General features: G+C 36.0%; 20 protein-coding genes. 9 read left to right on the top strand and 11 right to left on the bottom strand.

The window, feature by feature from the left end; translation table 11 throughout:
• Nucleotides 1-33: 33 nt before the first annotated feature.
• The 5 genes from hemE to hemA form a co-directional block, all read right to left on the bottom strand.
• Nucleotides 34-1,059 carry a uroporphyrinogen decarboxylase gene (gene hemE / locus MG292_RS03315; protein ID WP_264534116.1) on the bottom strand — a complete coding sequence of 342 codons (1,026 nt, stop codon included), beginning with the start codon at nt 1,057-1,059 and terminating at the stop codon, nt 34-36.
• A 113-nt stretch (nt 1,060-1,172) separates the two neighbouring features.
• Nucleotides 1,173-1,781, bottom strand: coding sequence for a uroporphyrinogen-III synthase (locus MG292_RS03310; RefSeq protein ID WP_342032616.1), 609 nt, complete (start codon nt 1,779-1,781; stop codon nt 1,173-1,175).
• Nucleotides 1,781-2,407: a putative polyvalent protein kinase domain-containing protein gene (locus MG292_RS03305; protein WP_264534118.1), complete on the bottom strand. Its 627-nt coding sequence runs from the start codon at nt 2,405-2,407 to the stop codon at nt 1,781-1,783. The genes MG292_RS03310 and MG292_RS03305 overlap by 1 nt, the downstream gene beginning before the upstream one ends.
• Before the next feature lie 47 nt (nt 2,408-2,454).
• A complete protein-coding gene (gene hemC, locus MG292_RS03300; RefSeq protein ID WP_264534119.1) occupies nt 2,455-3,378 on the bottom strand; it encodes a hydroxymethylbilane synthase in 924 nt (307 codons plus the stop codon).
• Nucleotides 3,371-4,633: a glutamyl-tRNA reductase gene (hemA, locus tag MG292_RS03295; RefSeq protein WP_264534120.1), complete on the bottom strand. Its 1,263-nt coding sequence runs from the start codon at nt 4,631-4,633 to the stop codon at nt 3,371-3,373. Before hemA ends, hemC begins: the two co-directional genes overlap by 8 nt.
• A 230-nt stretch (nt 4,634-4,863) precedes the next feature.
• Between hemA and MG292_RS03290 the strand changes: the two genes are divergently transcribed.
• The 6 genes from MG292_RS03290 to MG292_RS03265 all read left to right on the top strand — a co-directional run bounded on the left by MG292_RS03290 (nt 4,864) and on the right by MG292_RS03265 (nt 10,074).
• Nucleotides 4,864-5,736, top strand: coding sequence for a helix-turn-helix domain-containing protein (locus tag MG292_RS03290; RefSeq protein ID WP_264534121.1), 873 nt, complete (start codon nt 4,864-4,866; stop codon nt 5,734-5,736).
• Between the two features lie 11 nt (nt 5,737-5,747).
• Nucleotides 5,748-6,752, top strand: coding sequence for a ferrochelatase (hemH, locus tag MG292_RS03285; protein WP_264534122.1), 1,005 nt, complete (start codon nt 5,748-5,750; stop codon nt 6,750-6,752).
• Nucleotides 6,753-6,826: 74 nt separating this feature from the next.
• Nucleotides 6,827-7,381, top strand: coding sequence for a CopD family protein (locus tag MG292_RS03280; protein ID WP_264534123.1), 555 nt, complete (start codon nt 6,827-6,829; stop codon nt 7,379-7,381).
• A 60-nt stretch (nt 7,382-7,441) separates the two neighbouring features.
• Nucleotides 7,442-8,857, top strand: a complete 1,416-nt coding sequence (locus MG292_RS03275; RefSeq protein ID WP_264534568.1) for an ATP-binding protein — start codon at nt 7,442-7,444, stop codon at nt 8,855-8,857.
• Between the two features lie 11 nt (nt 8,858-8,868).
• Nucleotides 8,869-9,651, top strand: a complete 783-nt coding sequence (locus MG292_RS03270) for an enoyl-CoA hydratase/isomerase family protein (RefSeq protein ID WP_264534124.1) — start codon at nt 8,869-8,871, stop codon at nt 9,649-9,651.
• 21 nt (nt 9,652-9,672) lie between these two features.
• Entirely contained in the window at nt 9,673-10,074 is a 402-nt protein-coding gene (locus MG292_RS03265) for a hypothetical protein (RefSeq protein WP_264534125.1), read from the top strand.
• A gap of 93 nt (nt 10,075-10,167) precedes the next feature.
• Here the strand turns inward: MG292_RS03265 and MG292_RS03260 are convergent, their stop codons facing one another.
• The 3 genes from MG292_RS03260 to MG292_RS03250 all read right to left on the bottom strand — a co-directional run bounded on the left by MG292_RS03260 (nt 10,168) and on the right by MG292_RS03250 (nt 12,720).
• A complete protein-coding gene (locus MG292_RS03260; protein WP_264534126.1) occupies nt 10,168-10,821 on the bottom strand; it encodes an HD domain-containing protein in 654 nt (217 codons plus the stop codon).
• A 165-nt stretch (nt 10,822-10,986) separates the two neighbouring features.
• Entirely contained in the window at nt 10,987-11,973 is a 987-nt protein-coding gene (locus MG292_RS03255) for an acyl-ACP desaturase (protein ID WP_264534127.1), read from the bottom strand.
• 9 nt (nt 11,974-11,982) lie between these two features.
• Nucleotides 11,983-12,720 carry a lysophospholipid acyltransferase family protein gene (locus tag MG292_RS03250; protein ID WP_264534128.1) on the bottom strand — a complete coding sequence of 246 codons (738 nt, stop codon included), beginning with the start codon at nt 12,718-12,720 and terminating at the stop codon, nt 11,983-11,985.
• Between the two features lie 125 nt (nt 12,721-12,845).
• On the opposite strand from MG292_RS03250, the gene rnpA reads away from it, so the two are divergent.
• The 3 genes from rnpA to MG292_RS03235 all read left to right on the top strand — a co-directional run bounded on the left by rnpA (nt 12,846) and on the right by MG292_RS03235 (nt 15,772).
• Nucleotides 12,846-13,241, top strand: a complete 396-nt coding sequence (rnpA, locus tag MG292_RS03245; protein ID WP_264534129.1) for a ribonuclease P protein component — start codon at nt 12,846-12,848, stop codon at nt 13,239-13,241.
• Nucleotides 13,242-13,313: 72 nt separating this feature from the next.
• Nucleotides 13,314-14,951: a S41 family peptidase gene (locus MG292_RS03240; protein WP_264534130.1), complete on the top strand. Its 1,638-nt coding sequence runs from the start codon at nt 13,314-13,316 to the stop codon at nt 14,949-14,951.
• Nucleotides 14,951-15,772 (top strand): OmpA family protein, encoded by an 822-nt coding sequence (locus MG292_RS03235; RefSeq protein ID WP_264534131.1) that lies wholly within the window; start codon nt 14,951-14,953, stop codon nt 15,770-15,772. Before MG292_RS03240 ends, MG292_RS03235 begins: the two co-directional genes overlap by 1 nt.
• Here MG292_RS03235 and MG292_RS03230 read toward each other — a convergent pair.
• From MG292_RS03230 to MG292_RS03220, 3 genes are read right to left on the bottom strand one after another with little or no spacing between them, the layout of a single operon-like run.
• Nucleotides 15,769-16,218: a GNAT family N-acetyltransferase gene (locus MG292_RS03230; RefSeq protein WP_264534132.1), complete on the bottom strand. Its 450-nt coding sequence runs from the start codon at nt 16,216-16,218 to the stop codon at nt 15,769-15,771. The two genes, MG292_RS03235 and MG292_RS03230, sit on opposite strands and share 4 nt — an antisense overlap.
• Nucleotides 16,196-17,218 carry a DUF4837 family protein gene (locus tag MG292_RS03225; RefSeq protein ID WP_264534133.1) on the bottom strand — a complete coding sequence of 341 codons (1,023 nt, stop codon included), beginning with the start codon at nt 17,216-17,218 and terminating at the stop codon, nt 16,196-16,198. Before MG292_RS03225 ends, MG292_RS03230 begins: the two co-directional genes overlap by 23 nt.
• 48 nt (nt 17,219-17,266) lie before the next feature.
• Nucleotides 17,267-19,234, bottom strand: a complete 1,968-nt coding sequence (locus MG292_RS03220; protein ID WP_264534134.1) for a LysM peptidoglycan-binding domain-containing protein — start codon at nt 19,232-19,234, stop codon at nt 17,267-17,269.
• Nucleotides 19,235-19,423 lie beyond the last annotated feature (189 nt).

Raw genomic sequence — 19,423 nt, 5'->3', positions numbered from 1 at the left:
ATAGCTTTTAGCTAATAGCTGTCGGCTGTGAGCTTATTTATTGTATTCATTCACCGCCTCCACAAACGCCTTCGCATGATCCACAGGAATGTTGGGTAAAATTCCGTGACCTAAGTTGACGATGTAATTGTCCTTGCCAAATTCGTCAATCATTTCATGCACCATTTTTTTGATGGTTGGAATTGGAGACAACAAACGACTTGGATCAAAATTTCCTTGTAAGGTAATATTGCCTCCTGTTAAATAACGTGCATTTCTTGGCGAACAGGTCCAATCTACTCCTAAAGCCGAAGCTTTTGATTTGGCCATTTCGCCTAAAGCAAACCAACACCCTTTTCCAAAAACAATTACTTTAGTTTGGTCAGCTAATGCCTCTACAATTTGGTTGATGTATTGCCAAGAGAATTCGTTGTAATCTGTTGGCGACAACATGCCTCCCCAAGAATCAAAAATCTGAATGGCGTTACAACCTGCTTTTACTTTTTCTTTCAAATATAGAATAGTAGTATCGGTAATTTTTTGTAACAAGGTGTGCGCCGCCACTGGATTGGAAAAACAAAATCCTTTGGCAGTATCAAAACTTTTAGAACCTTTTCCTTCCACAGCATAACAAAAAATCGTCCAAGGAGAACCAGCAAAACCAATCAATGGCACCTCATCGTTCAACATTTCTTTGGTCAATTTGATGGCATCAAAAACATAACCTAAAGTTTCGTTTACATCTGGAACAAATACTTGATTCACCTGTTCCATGGTGCGAATTGGATTCGGGATTATCGGCCCTAAATTGTCTTTCAATTCTACGTGAATACCCATCGCTCTTGGTACAACCAAAATATCAGAAAACAAAATCGCCGCATCTGGTTGCACAATACGAATAGGTTGTACTGTGATTTCAGCAGCTAATTCAGGGGTTTCGCAACGTGTAAAGAAATCGTATTTGTCACGTAACGCTCTAAATTCCGGCAAGTATCTTCCTGCTTGACGCATCATCCAAACGGGTGGACGTTCTACTTTTTCATTATTTAAAGCTCTTAAAAAAAGGTCGTTTTTAATCATTTTCATTTGTTTTGCCACAAAGGCGCAAAGGCACTAAGTTTAATTATAATAATATTCTTTAACTTCTGTAACTACATTTTCAACCGAAGGATGTTCTGCAATTATGATGTTTTTTATGTGTTTGTTTTCCAAAGCCTCAGCGGTAGTTTCGCCAATGCAAAAGCACATTTCTTTTTAATAGTATTTTCTTTCAAATAACTTTCAACTCCTGACGGACTAAAAAATAAAATCGCATCTACCGTAGTCGTTATCTTGTGTGGGTTCAATTTCGTTTCGTATACTTCAATTTCGTTGAACTCAATTCCATCGGCTTTTAGTGCCAAAGGCAAGGTTTCTTTTCTCAAATTGCCGCTGAAAAAAGTATAGCTTCCATTGGCATAAATCAAACTGATGATCTCGGCTAAGTCCGAAGCATAATCTGTGTAGGCTACTACTTCAAAACCCGCATCGGTCAAAATTGTTTTACTTTTTACGCCTACGCAAAAAACTTTTTTCTGCTGAAATTCCGATTTTAATTCCTCCAATTTTGGGTGAGTTAAAAAACTTCGCACCGCATTCTGACTCGTAAAAATTAAATTGTCTTTAATTCCTTTTAACTCAAAATTTTTGGTTTCCACTTGAATGAAATTGGACTCCAAAACCTCCAAACCAACATCCGTCAAGACTTGTTTCTGATGACTCAAAAGCACTTTCGTCGATACAATTCGGGTTAGATTTTTCATTATTTATTATAAAATACAGTATCAATGAAATACAAAACACCTTCTTGAGTTAACACATTTTCATCATGTAAATCTTCAAGAATTATTTTTAATATTGGATGATAATAATCGTGATTTCTGGTGTTTTCAAATCCGTTAGCCTCCATAAACTCTTTTACTTGATCTAAATTAGTCGGCTGATTTGCTTTTACAAATGCTTGTTCAACTAAAGCATAAAGCGTTTTGTCAATGTTACAAAATCCTACAAGTGTGTAGGACGTTTCTGGGAAAAAATAATTGTTTAACATTAAGTTTATAAAGTACTCGTGCCAAGTTGAGTAATAAATAGAATCATTTAATTTATAAACTGTTTTGTTGTTTTTAATGTAAACCTTCTGTTCTGCCCCTTCAGATACAAATAAATCAAAATTTACTTTGTCATTTACCCAAAGATTGTTTTGGTCAATATAATTGATTAAGCTCTTTGTTTCTTCTTGTTTGTAATGCTTATCGTCTTCAGCCATTGTGCTTGCTCTTTGGCTTGTTCCAAGGTAACTGGCAATTGCTTGGATAAGAGTTTTTTGGCTATTTCCGCTCTTTCCTTGAATGATATCTTGTAGTTCATCTTTAATGATTTTTATATCCATACAAATATACTACTTTTTGTCTAATCGTTATCAGCTGTAGGTACAACCTATTTTTTTAAAGTTGCTTTGATTTTTGTCATCAATTCGGCACCTCCGTTATTCAAAATTTCTTGAGCAGAATAGAAACCTAATTTTTTCCATTCGGATATATCCACTGATTTTTCAATTTCGATTTTTTGTTTTCCATCAACGGAAAACAACACTCCTTTGAATTCGATTGTGTCTTTTTCTTCGTCGTATTGTGCCAAAGCGCCAATTGGTGCGGTACACCCACCCTCTAAAGTCTTTAAAAATTGGCGTTCAATATAGGTACAAATCTCGGTTTCAATATCGTTCAACTGACTCACGGCGTCTTTGGTAAATTCGTCATTCGCCATCGCAACTACCAGCATAGCCCCTTGTGCGGGAGCAGGAATCATCCAATCGAGGTTGATATAATTTTCTGGTTTGAGATTGATTCGTTCCAAACCTGCTGCGGCAAAAACAGCTCCATTCCAATCGCTTTCGGCTAATTTTTGCATGCGGGTATTGACATTGCCGCGCAAATCCACCACTTGATGACTCGGATATTTGTGCCACCATTGTGCTTGACGACGCAAACTTCCGGTTGCAATAGTTCCTGTTGTAGTTAGAAAATCCAAATTGCCTTTGTGAACCAAAATATCAAGGGTGTTGGCGCGTTCCAAAACAGCGGCTTGTACAATCCCTTGTGGTAAAGCCGTTGGCACATCTTTCATCGAATGTACTGCAATATCCACCTGACCATTAATCATAGCAATATCCAAAGTTTTGGTAAAAATTCCAGTGATTCCTAGTTCGTATAAAGGTTTGTCAAGAATAATATCCCCTTGCGATTTTACCGCCACAATTTCGGTGGTATAACCCAAATCATTCAATTTTTTCTGAACGGTATGCGCTTGCCAAAGAGCCAATTCGCTATCACGGGTTCCTATTCGTATCGTTTTACTCATTCTTTTGTGTTGTACCAATATTAAACACTTTCTCAATCCACTCAATACTTTCATCCACCATCGTTTCTTCGTCTTTGAGATGATTCGCAAAATGATTCGTGATTTTTTGAATGATTCTATTGCTGATGATTTCGGCTTGTTCCTCGTTAAAATCGACTAGTTTTTTACGTTGAAAACTCAGCTCTCCTTCTTTTATTGAATGCAATTTTTCTTTTAAAGCGTGAATCGTTGGGGCAAATTTTCTGCCTTTGGACCAAGTCAAAAATTCGTCTTTGATTTCTTCAATAATGGCCTCAGCAGCTGGGATATGTTTCTTTCTGTTTTCTAGGGTTTCATCCGTGATTTGCGACAAATAATCCATGTGAATCAAAGTAACTCCTTCAATATCTTCTACATTTTCATTCACGTTTTTAGGGATGGATAAATCCAAAATCAACAACGGTTTTTTCAAATTCAAAATCGTTTTGTCCACCGTTGGGTTCTGAGCGCCCGTAGCCACTACCAAAACATCCGCTTTCTGAATTTCCAATTGTAAATCAGCATAATCTTTAACTACTACATCTAATTTTTGTGCTAATTTCTCGGCTTTGTCTTTGGTACGATTGATTAAGGTAATTTGTTCGTGTTTCGAATGTTTCACTAAATTCTCGCAGGTGTTTCTTCCGATTTTACCGGTACCAAAAAGCAAAATATTTTTGTTACCAATATCATCCACATTATTCAAAATGTATTGCACCGAAGCAAACGAAACCGAAGTCGCTCCCGAAGAAATCTCGGTATCTGTTTTGATTTTTTTACTGGCCTGAATTACTGCATTGATTAAACGCTCTTGAAAAGCATTCACTAAACCAACGGATTTGGCTTGAAAAAAGCTCGTTTTAATTTGGGAAATAATCTCAAAGTCGCCCAAAATTTGACTGTCTAAACCGGTTCCCACTCTAAAAAGGTGGCCTACCGCTTCTTTATTTTTGTAAACAAAACCATATTTTTGAAAGGCTTCAACCGACCCTTGACTGTTTTCACAAATCAATTTAATCAGTTGAAAAGGGTGTTCTGCAAAACCATAAATTTCAGTTCTGTTGCACGTAGAAGTCACAATCAAACTTTCAATTCCTTCTGTTTTTGCTTGATCCAACAAGCGCATTTTTGCAACCGCATCCAAACTAAATTTTCCTCTTATCTCCGCATCAGCTTTTTTATAGCTTACGCCAACGGCATAAAAAGAATGAGGTTTTGATGTATGATGGTTCTCCATAAAGTATACTTTTCTAAAAAGTGGAACAAAAATATCATTAAGGGCTTGATAAAAATAACGCTACAAGGGCTAATTGTGTCGCTGAATGATTTTTTGAATTGAAATCGTACTTTTATAGTAAAAAAATCTATTTTTGTACTAAAATCAAGTAGGTTTAAATTCGGTTTTGAAACAATTTTAAATCCTACTCAAGGATTTTAATCCTTTTTAGTTGCTAAAAAAATATCGCTATGGGTTCACAAGAAGTTATAACCATCGAAAACGACTTTACGCTAATTCGCTTTCAAAATGATAGCGACACTCCTTTTCATGCGCAACGCGAAGTGGGCAGTGGGCTGATTCAGTTTCATTTTGGAATTAAAGGAAACGCTAAGTTTATTTTCAATCAAGGGAATTATGCCTTGGAATTAAAGGAAGAAAAATCACTGCTGCTGTACAATCCACAAAAAGAATTACCGTTGAATTTAGAATTGGCACCTAATTCTTGGGTGATTTCGGTAATTATTTCCATCAAAAAATTTCACGCGTTATTTTCTACCGAAGCCTATTATATCACATTTTTAAGTCCCGATAATAAAGACAAAAAGTATTATAACGAAGGAAATATCAGTCCGTCGATGGCAATTGTATTAAGTCAGTTGTTTCATTATAGCTTGCATCCTTCCATTAAAAATTTGTATTACAAAGGAAAAGGCTACGAGTTGTTGAGTTTGTATTTCAACAAAACCGAAGACCCTAATGCCGAACAATGTCCGTTTTTAATTGACGAAGACAACGTTTTTAAAATCAAAAAAGCCAAAGAAATCATCATTGCCAATATGGCTGAACCGCCTGGCTTACAAGAATTAGCCGACCAAGTGGGACTCAATTTGAAAAAATTGAAAATGGGATTCAAACAAATTTATGGCGACACAGTTTATGGCTTCCTTTTTGATTACAAAATGGACTACGCTCGAAAATTGCTCGATAGCGGCTCCTATAATGTCAACGAAGTAGGGTTAAAAATTGGTTACAGTACCGGAAGTCATTTTATTGCGGCTTTCAAGAAAAAATTTGCCACCACCCCAAAGAAATATTTGATGTCAATTAACACAAACGTATAAAACCTCAACCCATGAAAGGTGTATTATTAGTCAACTTAGGTTCGCCAGACAGTCCAGAACCTAAAGATGTAAAAAAATATTTAGGCGAGTTCCTTATGGACGAACGCGTTATCGATATTCCGTACTTGTTACGAACGTTGTTAGTCAAAGGAATTATCTTGAACACTCGTCCAAAAAAATCAGCGAAAGCTTATAAAAAAATCTGGTGGGACGAAGGCTCGCCTTTAGTAGTTTTGTCTAAAAGATTGTTGGACAAAGTGCAAAAACTAACCCCAACACCTATTGCATTAGCCATGCGTTACGGGAATCCATCTATTGAAAGCGGCTTGAAAGAATTACACGAAAAAGGCGTTGACGAAGTACTGCTCATTCCGTTGTACCCGCAATTTGCGATGGCGACTACAGAAACGATTTTGGTATTGGCAGAAGAAATTCGCAAAGCCCAATTTCCAAACATGAAATTCCGTTCTATTCCTGCATTTTATAATGACGAAGATTATGTGAAAAGCTTGTCCAATTCCATACAACGCGACCTTAACAAGGGGCATTACGATTACTTATTGTTTTCGTATCACGGAGTACCAGAACGCCACATCAAAAAATCGGATGTTACAAAATCACATTGCAAAATTGACGGTTCGTGTTGCAACACGCCATCGGCAGCGCACGAATTTTGTTACCGTCATCAATGTTATGAAACCACAAAAAACGTGGCTAAAACATTAGGTTTAGAAGAAGGAAAATACGGCACTTCATTTCAATCCCGTTTAGGAAGAGACCCTTGGCTACAGCCTTATACGGATGCTACTATCGATGGTTTGGCACAAAAAGGAATCAAAAACTTGGCGGTAGTTACACCTGCTTTCGTTTCTGATTGTTTAGAAACTTTAGAAGAAATTGGTATGGAAGCCGCTCATAGCTTTAAAGAAAATGGAGGCGAAAATTTCCATACTATTCCATGTTTGAATGATGATGACCAATGGTGCGAAGTAATTGCAAAATGGATTAATAATTAAATTAGTTTCAGGTTTAACGTTTCAGGTTATTAACGGACTTGAAACTTGAAACTTGAAACTTGAAACTTGAAAATATGGAATACTACAACTACCTAAAATCGTTGCACTTAATCTTTGTCATCACTTGGTTTGCAGGATTATTTTACATTGTGCGCCTTTTTGTGTACCAAATTGAAGCTTCGGAAAAACCATCGCTCGAAAAGGAAATTTTGCAAGAGCAATTCAAGATTATGAGCTACCGTTTGTGGTATATTATCACTTGGCCTTCGGCAATTTTAGCTAGTTTTTTTGCATTTTGGATGTTGTTTTTTACCGAAATGGGCAATGCTTGGCTTCAAATGCCTTGGATGCATGTCAAATTAGGTTTTGTATTTCTGTTGTATTTATACCATTTAAAATGCCACCAAATTTTCAAACAATTGCAAAATAATGAAGTAAAACACACGGGGAATTTCATGCGAATTTGGAACGAAGGAGCTACTATAATTTTGTTTGCAGTGGTGTTTTTGGTCATTTTGAAAAATGCGGTCAATTGGATTTTTGGCGTAATTGGGATTTTCTTATTTTCCATTCTCATTATGCTTGGATTCAAATTTTACAAACGCATTCGCGAAAGAAATCAATCCTAAATCATGGCTAAAAGCTTTAAAATAACAATGCTTTCTCTTCGAACTAGGATTTTCCTATCGATGATTGTATTGATTATTATGGCTTCTATTATTTTAGCTTCTATTTCGATTATTCAGTTTAAAAACGAAGCGAGAGAATACCACCAAGAGCGTTTGGAGCGCAAGGAAAACGAAGTCAAAGAACACATCAATTATGTGCTTTCGACAACAACCTATCCGTTGACAATGCGTAATTTGCCTTTGATATTTAAAGATAAAATTCACGAATTGGCTCAAATTCACGCCATCGAAATCAACATTTACAGCCTAGATGGGAAATTGCTTAAATCTTCCAAAGAGTCTTTTTCAGTAGACAAAGTAGCGCCTCCTATTCCGAAGTACATTTTGAAATTAGTGCGTTCTTCCATCGAAAAACGCTTCGTTGATATCAAAACTATTGACGGCGTGAAAAATCGGTCTTCGTATAGTCAAATTAAAGACGACAAGTTCAAACCGCTGGGTATCTTAAATCTACCCTATGTCGAGGACGATGGTTTCTATGAAAAAGAATTGAACGGATTTTTGATTCGCTTGGGGCAGGTGTATTCGTTCATGTTGTTAGTCGCCTTTGGCTTGGCTTATTTTCTTTCGACTTATATTACCAAATCACTAAAAACGATTTCTGATAAATTGAGTGAAACTAGTTTGAATCAGAAAAACGAAAAAATTGGAGTGGAAGCCAGCAGTAAAGAAATCAATTTATTGATTAAATCCTATAATGCGATGGTGGACGAATTAGAAATTAGTGCCGTGAAACTGGCTCAAAGTGAACGTGAAGAAGCTTGGCGCGAAATGGCAAAACAAGTCGCCCACGAGATTAAAAATCCGCTAACGCCAATGCGATTGACTGTGCAGAGTTTTCAACGCAAATTTGAACCCAGTGATCCTGAAATCAAACAAAAGATGAAGGATTATTCCGAAACCTTAATTCAGCAAATTGACACGATGAGTGCCGTAGCTTCGGCCTTTTCGAACTTTGCTTCGATGCCAGCCCAACAAAACGAGACGCTGAATGTGGTAGAAGTGGTGGAATTGGCTTTGGATATTTTCAACGAGGCGTATTTGGTCTTCGAAAAAGAATCAGAGGAAATTATTGCTAAAATTGACCGCACGCAACTGATTCGTATCATTACGAATTTGGTCAAAAATGCCATTCAAGCTATTCCAGACCAACAAGAAACCAAATCCATTGTGGTTCGAGTTGAGAAAAAGCAAAAAAACGTTTTAATCACCGTGAAAGACAACGGAATTGGTATTAAAGAAGAAGATAAAACCCGAATTTTCGAACCTAAATTCACCACCAAAAATAGCGGAATGGGATTGGGCTTAAGTATCATCAAAAATATTATCGAAAATTACAAAGGAAGCATTACATTTGATACACAATATGGTCAAGGCACCACTTTTACGGTGAGTTTGCCTATTTTAAATTCTTAAAATATACCCAGATGAACTACGAAAATCTTTTGATTGCTATAGAAAATAAAATAGCATTGGTGACTTTGAATCGTCCAGCAAAATTGAATGCACTAAACAAGAATACTCTTGCCGAATTGCACGCTGCTTTTACTGATTTAGAAAGCAACGAAGCCGTTCAAGTAATTATCTTGACCGGAAGTGGCGAAAAAGCTTTTGTGGCAGGTGCCGATATTGCTGAATTTGCCAATTTCTCTACTCAAGAAGGAACGCAACTCGCTGCCGACGGACATCAAAAGGTATTTGATCACATTGAAAACTTAAAAAAACCAGTCATTGCTGCTGTTAACGGATTTGCCTTAGGAGGCGGATTGGAATTAGCAATGGCATGTCATTTTAGAGTAGCCTCTGAAAATGCCAAAATGGGGTTGCCCGAAGTGACTCTGGGTTTGATCCCAGGGTATGGTGGCACACAACGTTTACCTCAACTAGTAGGAAAGGGTCGTGCAATGGAAATGATTTTAACCGCTACCATGATAACCGCTACTGAGGCTAAAGAATATGGCTTAGTCAACCACGTAGTCCCTCAAACCGAACTAATTGAATTTTGCCAAGGCTTGGCACAAAAAATTAGTACGAATGCACCTGTTGCAATTACGCAGGCTATTCAAGCAGTAAACGCTAGTTTTGATAAAACTCAAAACGGTTACCAACAAGAAATCAATGCCTTTGGTAGATTGTTTGGTACTGCTGATTTCAAAGAAGGGACGACTGCCTTTTTAGAAAAAAGAAAAGCTAATTTTAGCGGAAAATAATTCAACTTTTAAACGTAACAAATGTCTTTTCAAATCGAATTTGCCCATTTTTGGGAAAGTGTAAAAGAAAGTATGTCGAATTATACTTTTGCCAAATTAACCTTGGCAAAAACCATTGGCGATACCGAATTAAAAAACATTTATATGCGTCCCATTCTAGTGGATGATCAAGTGCGTATTTCACTTATTGCACGTTACAAAACCGAGGAGGTGGAAAGTTTACATACCTTAGAAGAAGCCTTCTTTATGCTGTCTTCGTATATGAATAATCCTTTTTTAACGGCATTATTGTTCACTACCGAGCATGACTTAACCTTCAAATTGAACAAAAAAAGAGTAGGCAGTATTGTGGAACAAGCTCCTACTTTTAAAAGTGCTTCGGATGTAGTTTTAGAAATGCAGGAAAAAGGCATTGTATTATAATAAATGAATAACATATCGTCCCTACGGGACTTTATTTAATGATTCTTTGTTTTTACCAATATTCTACTCCTAACGGAGTAAAATAATAACCCCTTATTTTCTCCCCTCCCATTCGGCATAAAACTGTTCCAAAAAATCTTCCATATAACGGTGGCGTTCTTGGGCAATTTGTTTTCCTGTTTGGGTATTCATTTTGTCTTTCAACAACAATAATTTTTCATAAAAATGATTGATGGTAGGCGCCTCATTCTTTTTATATTCTTCTTTCGTCATGGATAAATTCGGAGCAATTTCAGGATTGTAAAGCGCTCTGTTTTTGAAACCCCCATAATTAAACGTTCTGGCAATGCCAATGGCACCAATAGCATCCAAACGATCCGCATCTTGAACAATATCTAACTCGATGGAAGAGAACTTTCTTGCTACTTTGCCACCTTTGAACGAAATATTTTCAATTATTGCGATTACGTGGTCAATCGTTGCTTGCACCACATTTTCAGACTCTAAAAAAGTTCGTGCTGTTTTAGGACCAATAGTTTCATCTCCGTCGTGAAATTTACTGTCTGCAATGTCGTGAAGCAAAGCGCTTAATTGTACTATTTCCAAATCACAATTTTCAGATGCAGCAATCAACAACGCGTTTTTATACACACGCTCAATATGAAACCAATCGTGACCGCCTTCGGCTTGGGCTAACGTTTCTTTTACAAACTGTATTGTTTTTTCAATCAAATTAGAGGCATTCATTTTAAAAATGGTTTTATAAAAAAGCGTCAAAAAAGTCCTGTTTTTGTCAAACTGAACTCGTTTCAGTTTCTATAAACAATACTGTTTTATAGTTTCCGAAATAAATTCGGAATGACAAAATTGACACTTTTTTGACGCCTAATTTTATTTAAAAATACTCTTTTTTTACAATGTAGCAGGCTCTACCCATTTAAAAATATAGGATTCTTGCGGAATCACTAATCGTTCTGAAATTTTAGCCATTCTTGCTGGTAATTTCATCAAATAATCGCGGGCTTTTTCGGCTTCGTCAGTCAAACTTCCAATCTTATCAATTTGCCATTTGTCGATTAATTTTTGCATGATTTCTACATAATCACTCGCTGTGTATACACCAATACGTTGAGCCGAATCAGAGAAATTTTCAAATGCAGAACTGATTTTTTGCCCTGACTCCCTCAAAAAATGCGCTGGCATTGTAATTTTTTGTTTCATCATGTATTGAAACGCTAACATCATTTCGCTTGGGTCTACTTGAAAAATTCGGTTCACAAATTCGCTATACGCATGGTGGTGACGCATCTCATCACCTGCAATCATCTTACACATTTTAGACAACTTATGATCTCCGTGTTTTTTGGCAATTTGCGACACCCTGTTGTGCGAAACGTAAGTCGCTAACTCTTGGAAACTCGTGTACACAAAGTTTTTATACGGGTCTCTTCCTGTACCAATATCGAAACCGTCGTTAATCAAGTGTTGGGTGGTAATTTCTACCTCGCGCATGTTGATTCGACCAGACAAATACAAGTATTTATTCAAAACGTCTCCGTGACGGTTTTCTTCTCCTGTCCATTGACGAATCCAGCTTGACCAACCGTTTCTTTCTAAATTATTGACTCCTTCTACTTCCATTAACCAAGACTCATACGTTGGTAACGCCTCTTCGGTAATGGTATCTCCCACCATAGCTACCCAAAAATCGTATGGTAAATCTTTAGCAATTTCTCTCAGTTCTTTTACTTCTTCAAAAAAGTTTTCACTTTGTGAATCTGGTAAAAAATCGGTAGGTTGCCAGATCTTTTCAACTGGAATTAGGTACTGTTCTACGAAGCTATCCACGTTTTTTTCCAAAAACTGCATCACTTCTAAACGAATGTTTTTAATTGACATTTATATTTATTATTTAATTTGTATTCCTTGTACTACGGCTCTTTCTGTTTGTTCTATCAACTCCTCAAACGAATAATCACTCACTTTTAAAGGTGTGTGAATTGTAAATTGGAGTCGGTTGCCCAAACCCATTGGGAAAGTGCCAAATCGCACCATTTTCCATGAATTGTTAATGGTAATTGGAACCACATAAGCAGAAGGGGCATACTTACATAATATTTTCAATCCGCTTTGCGCGAACGGTTTTGGTTTTCCAGTTTTACTACGCGTCCCTTCGGGAAAAATCACTGCAGAACGGGTATTTTTTTCAATATATTCAGACAATCCTTTGATCACAGGAATGGCTTGTTTGGGGTCTTTTCTATCGATGAGAACAGAGCCTCCATGATTCAAATTATACGACACGCTTGGAATTCCTTTTCCCAATTCTTTCTTACTCACAAACTTGCAATGGAAGTCTCTCAAGTACCAAATAATCGCCACAATATCATACAAACTCTGATGATTGGCCACAAAAATTAGGGGCACATTTTTAGGAATAACTTCTGTATTTTCAAACTGATAACTCGTTCCTAAAAGATTCGTGCAACGCACTAAAAACAGGTTTAAATAATCGACACTTTTTTTGTGTGCTTGGTATCCAAAAACATTGAAACATACCCATTGAATTGGATGAAAAACAAGCAAACAAAGTCCAAAACACAAATAGTAGATGATGGAGAGGGGATACGAAATTAGTTTCTGCATGCGTTAATAATGAGCTACAAAAATACGAAATTAATTTTTAGGGCTATTTAAATCCTAAAGAATAACGCCTATTTAGGGTTTAATTGTACCTTTGCCAACTAAAATTAGTGGTATTTTTCTCAGAAATGAACTTCAATTATCCAAAAAACGAAAAACTAAAAAGCAAGATTACGATCGGATTGTTATTTTCCGAAGGGAAATCAGTATCAAAATACCCCTTGCGATTAGTGTATCATTCGGGTGCTTTAGGAGACGAGCAACAATTAAAAGTTGGGGTTTCGGTTTCTAAAAAATACTTCAAAAAAGCCGTTGATCGGAATTATTTCAAACGTGTTTTGCGCGAGACCTATCGTCTGAATCAACATTTGCTAAAAGATCACCTCAACCAACCCTATGCGTTAATGCTTTTTTACCAAAGCAAAGACCGATTGTCGTTTGAAGAAATCAACACCAAAACAGTTCAGTTATTTGAAAAGTTTTTGGCGCAAGTTAACCCTGCTACAAAAGAAGATCCAAAATAAAACGGTTTTCAAATCGTTCAGTATTGCCAATTTATTCTTATTTTAGACCTTTCAATCTAAGCTTTTAGTACTATGATGTCCTCATTCAAGAAAAGATATATTATTCCTGTTGTTGCTGGTGCCTTTTTGTATGTAGGTGTAAGTTTTAAGGAAGATTTTTTTGAGGTAGCCAAGCAAATTGAAATCTTCACTACACTATTCAAAGAATTGAATAAAAACTATGTAGACGAAACCAACCCTGGCGAATTAATGGACAGAGCCATCAAAGGAATGTTAGCCAGCCTTGACCCGTACACGGTTTTTTTCAACGAGCAAGATGTAGTGAAATTCAAAATCAACAATACGGGAGAATATACCGGCATTGGTGTATTAATCACTCGTAAAGAAGACCGACTAATCATCAAAGAACCCTATAAAAATTTTCCTGCCGACAAGGCCGGACTGAAAGCTGGGGATGAAATTATCCAAATTGGCGATGTTCTTTTAGCCGACTTTAAAGACGATGCTTCGCAATTATTAAAAGGGGCAAAAAACACCAAAATTGACATCAAATACATTCGACAAGGAAAAACCAATACTGCCCAAATTGTATTGGACGAAGTCGAAATCAAATCGGTACCGTTCTTTGGAAAAATAGACGACAAAACGGGTTATATTGTATTGGCACACTTCAACAAAAAAGCGGGGTTGGAAACCAAAAATGCCTTGGAACAACTCAAAAAAGAAGGTGCTGAACGTATCGTTTTGGACTTACGCGATAATCCAGGTGGATTATTAAACGAGGCGGTGACTATTTGCAATTTATTTGTCCCTAAAAACGAAATTATTGTTACCACAAAATCGAAAATCGACAAGCACAACAATACCTACAAAACCACCAAAGAACCTATTGACACTGAAATTCCTTTAGCGATTATTGTCAACGGAAGAAGCGCCTCGGCTTCAGAAATCGTTTCAGGAGCTTTACAGGATTTGGACCGCGCTGTCATTATTGGTAGTCGTAGTTTTGGGAAAGGATTAGTCCAAAGACCCATTGATTTGACGTATGGAACTCAGTTAAAAGTAACCATATCGCGTTACTACACGCCTTCGGGTCGTTGCATTCAGGCTTTAGATTATGCTCACAAAGACAAAAACGGAATTGCTACAAAACGTGACGAGAAAAATTATACCGCTTTTAAAACCAAAAAAGGAAGAACGGTTTATGATGGCGGTGGCATTCAGCCGGATATAGCGCTAGACGAAACTAAATTAAGTCCTATTGCCGAAGCCTTAGAAAAAAACGATGCGATTTTCAATTTTGCGACTCAATATTATTACAAAAATCCAAACCTAGGCAACACGATTCCGACTATTTCAGAAGCAGATTACCAAGACTTCAAACAGTTTTTAAAATCAACTAAATTCTCTTTTGATACCCAAACGGAACTGGCATTGAAGGTAACTTTGGCTGCAGCCAAAAAAGAACAAATTGACGAAACTATTACCACAGAATACCAACAATTATTGACTGCGCTTCAAAAAAGTGAAACCGCCTTATTGGATAAAAATCAAAAAGAAATCAAGAACTTAATTCGGGAAGAACTGATCAAACGCTACCAATACCAAGAAGGTTTATACCTGTTCTATCTTAAAAATAATCTTGAAATCAAACGCGCCGTTCAAATATTGAACTCGCCTGCTGAATACAAATCCATCTTAAAAATGTAATGAAAAAATTATTCAAAATAGGATTTTTAGTACTGTTCTTAAGCGGATTTGCTCAAGAAAAAATTACACAAAATATCTATTTTGACTTTGACGTGGACCAACTTCGAGAAAACCAAAAGAACATTCTTTGTGATTTTTTTCAAAAAATTGACAGTAGCCAAATCCAATCTGTTCGCGTTTTTGGGTATTGTGACGATCGTGGTTCGGCTCCTTACAATTTCAATTTATCGGACAGGAGAGTCGGTACCGTTGAAAAAATCTTACTGAACATTGGACTGAATCCTAAAAAATTAATCGCTTTAGAAGGCAAAGGAAGGGTTTTGGTCAACAAAGACACGGTGCCTAATCTAGATCAAACCCGTTATCAAAATAGACGCGTAGAAGTTGTAATAGAAAAAAAAGCTCAAAGCGCTTATTTTATGGGTATTCCTCGCTTATTTTCTGATTTTCATTTGCCTCACAAAAAAGGAGATAGAATCTATTTAGAAAATGTACGCTTTGGTGTTGGAAGCAGTTACTTGGACTTAAGATCCCGAGCTATACTGGACAAGATTGTCGTGATTTTAAAAAACAATCCTTACATTGAATTTGAAATTCAGGGTCATGTTTGTTGCACCCCAAAGTATTATTCAGATGCTATTGATAAAGATACCAAAGAAAGAAAGCTGTCGTACAATAGGGCCAAAGCTGTGTACCGCTACTTAGTAATGCGAAAAATCAATCCGTACAGAATGACTTTTAAGGGCTATGGCAATCAATTCCCTATTGGTAAAGAACCTGAATTAGACCGAAGAGTCGAGTTAGTGATTACCAAATGTTAGTGACTTTTCTCCATTTGAATGTGCGGAATATCGTCTTCTAAATACATTTCGCTTGTTTGAACAAATCCGTGACTTTCATAGAATTTTTTTAGGTACAATTGGGCGCCAATCGTAATTTCGGTTTCGCCATAATGATGTAAAACACCTTCTATAGCTTGACGCATTAATTCGTGACCCCATTTTCTATCTCGGTACTTAGAGTGTACCACAACTCTGCCAATAGATGCATGAACAAATGAAATTCCGGGTTTAAAAAGACGTGCATGTGCTACAATTTTGCCTTCAAATGTTCCAAAAAGATGCAATGCTTTTTGGTCTTTGCCGTCCAAATCAAGATAGACACAATTTTGTTCAACAACAAAGATTTCGCTTCGCAAACGAAGAATATCGTACAACTCGTGTACAGAAAGTGATTCAAAAGATTTAATCTTCCATTCTAGTGCCATGAATTTTCTTTTTATGTGGGGTAAATGTATTGCTTTTAAGTAAATGAACCGAATGGATAATGGCTTCTAATTCGTGCATGACGTCTCTTTTATCCTTAGAGGGTGAATAACAAAATCCTTCCAAAACTAGTACCTTATTAGTAGCGGTATCTACTAGAGTATAATTGATAAAAGGGCCAGACATATAATCATTATGAAGTTGCCAAGTACCTCTTGTTTCATATGCCAGTCGATTATCCAATTTTGATTTAAAAAAATAAGGCGTATAACCTGTCTCGCTAATCATATAGGTATTAGGTTCTCTTCCTTGAATAAATTGCCCAATGGAATCTCTCATTTTAAGAATGGCTAGTTCCACTCGCTCTTTTGTAATCGTTTTCAGTGGTACCTGATACAGTAACAAACTACTGCTACCACTTATTATTTTTTTCTTTAGCCAAACAAAATTAGGCTTTTGCATTACTAATTGAAAATGGGATGGGATTTGGATTGCTATATTGAAACGTCGTCCAATAAAACTATTAGACGCTATTAATTTTTTATTGATTCTTTGACTTTCTTTGATCTCGCCCTGCTCAATCAATTCTATCATCTCTTGATAATGTTGTTCGATCAAATCCAAGACTTCCGTAGCAGTTGCTCCCGAAAGATGAAATACTTTTTGAGGAGTGGCGTATTGATTGTTCTTGATCTCGAATTTTTTCTTGAGACCTTTTTTCACCACAATAATTGCGCGAGTATTAATAGCAAATCCTTCCATTAATTTGACAGGATATTGATTAATAGTAAAAAGAGGTTCTTCTTCTGGTAGTCCTATTACCGGTGATGCAAATTTATTACGGATGCTATCGCCAATTTCTCCATTCCACAACTGATCATCTATAACTACTGAAATGGTGTTGATTTTACCCGTTGTTTTACGAGGTAAGTTGGATTCTTTTTTGAAACAAGAAAACAATATAACCGAAAGGAGCAGACACAAAAAATGAGTTTTATTCATGATTCTTACCTAATGAAATAAAACCCAAATTTAAATTGATTCATTGGATTATCCGTTAATTTTTAATTTCATCCCTGGTTTCAACTCTTCATCTTTGATGTTGTTCCATTTCTTTAGATCTGAAATAGTTACTCCTGGATATTTTTTTGATATACTGTATAGAGAATCTCCTTTTTTTACATAATACTCTGTTGCTGGTGCTGAATACTCTTCTTTCTTTTTAAAACTTGCAACTGGCGCTTTGTTTGTTACAATTGCAATCTCATTTTTAGCAACAATCAAAGTACTTCCTAAAGCAATTGAATTTGTTGTTAAATTGTTCCATTGTTTTAAATCGTCTAGAGATACTCCGAACTTCTTAGCTATATTTCCTAAATTGTCTCCTTTTTGTACAACATACTGAATGTCCTTTCTTTCAGGTGCGGCTACCACATCTTCTTTAATTGAATTTTTAGCAATCTGAAGAGAAGCCCCTAATTGAATATTGTTGTTAGTTAATTTATTCCACTCTTGTAAATCTGCTACTGAAATGTTGAATTTCTTAGCAATAGCACTTAGATTATCACCCTTTTGGACTACATAAAAAGAATCCATTTTAGAGCCTAAACTATCTTTAATAACTGCTTTTTTGTCCACCTCAACCTTAGCTACAGCCGAAAGTTTCTGTTCTACATCAGTTCCGTTAATTCTAAGATTCTTTCCGTAAGCAACTTTATTTCCTTTTATATTATTCCACTTCTTAAGGTCTTCTATTGCCACATCATATTTTTGTGCAATTGTTGTCAAATTATCCCCTCGCTTAACACGGTAGTATCGCACTTTAGCTTGCGCCAATCGTTGCAATGTATTGATTGAATCTTGAGGTACAATTGGACGTACAATTTGAAACGGCTTTTCTCTTAAATTAGCTTCTCTATCTACATAAGCATAGATTTTAGATTCATTAGATGTAAATACTGCCATTTTATCTTGAGGCAATCTTAAATAGTGTGCTTGATCTTTATAAGAAGGCACTATATTCAATTTAAATGATGGATTCAAAATTTGCAATTGCGCTATTGGAATGTCAATTAAGTCTGAAATTTGCTTAAATGAAATCTGCTTTTTAATCATCACCGTATCGGTAGCAAAATGCTTAATAGGCGCTCTTTCAGGTTTAATACCATGTTCCTTATGGTATTCATAAATATACATGGTGGCTAAAAATGCAGGAACATATCCTTGTGTTTCTTTAGGTAAGTTTTTACGAATATTCCAATAATTCTGTTGTCCTCCTGAACGTCGAATTGCCTTGGCAACATTACCTGGACCTGAATTGTAGGATGCTAAAACCAAGTCCCAATCACCAAAAATAGCATACATGTTTTTCATATATTGGGCTGCTGCCTCACTCGCTTTTAAAGGGTCGCTTCGTTCATCAACATACGAATCGATTTTCAATCCATATTGTTTTCCTGTTTGATACATGAACTGCCAAAGTCCGGTTGCACCCACTCTAGAAACCGCTTTTGGATTTAATGCTGATTCCACCACTGCTAAGTATTTGATTTCAAGCGGAACATTTTGTTTGTCTAAAGCTTCTTCAAATAAAGGAAAATAATATTCTGAAATTGCCATCAAACGTTCAAAAGCACGTTTTCTATTTTTCAAGAAAGACTTAATTATATTTTCTAATCCTGGATTGTATTCTATATGAAATGGTGATTTTTCATCCATTTCTTGAAGTCTCGCTTTTAATACTTCGGTAGGTAGTTCATAGTCTACTTGCTCATCAAAATTAATGGTTTGAATATCTTGCGAAAGATTGTTATACAAATCTAAATCGGTCAACTCCTTTAACCATAAACTATCAACACAAGAAGCCAAATCGTCTCTAACAAATGTTTTTTTGATTGAATCTAAGTAAGATATTTTAATTTCGGGCTTTGGAGCATCTCTTTTTTCAGCAACTTCTTGTGAAAAAAGGGATAATGAAATTAACAGAAAAAAAGAAAGTATATATTTTTTTATATTCATAGTTTATGTAATCAAGGGGCTAAATTCCAAACGATTATACAATCATTTTTACAAACTTACTAGGTTCTAACTGAAAAATTACATAAATATTGTTAAAAAATCAGTTTTAGGGGTTTATTTTAAACTTTTTAGTTGATTTAACACGAACTCCTACGTTTAAATCGCTTTAGTGTAAACTTGGTAATTTTA

Source organism: Flavobacterium keumense (genome assembly GCF_029866485.1).
Lineage (GTDB): Bacteria > Bacteroidota > Bacteroidia > Flavobacteriales > Flavobacteriaceae > Flavobacterium > Flavobacterium keumense.
Note: the sequence above shows the minus strand (reverse complement) of the source record. Positions and strands in the feature narration are given on the sequence as shown.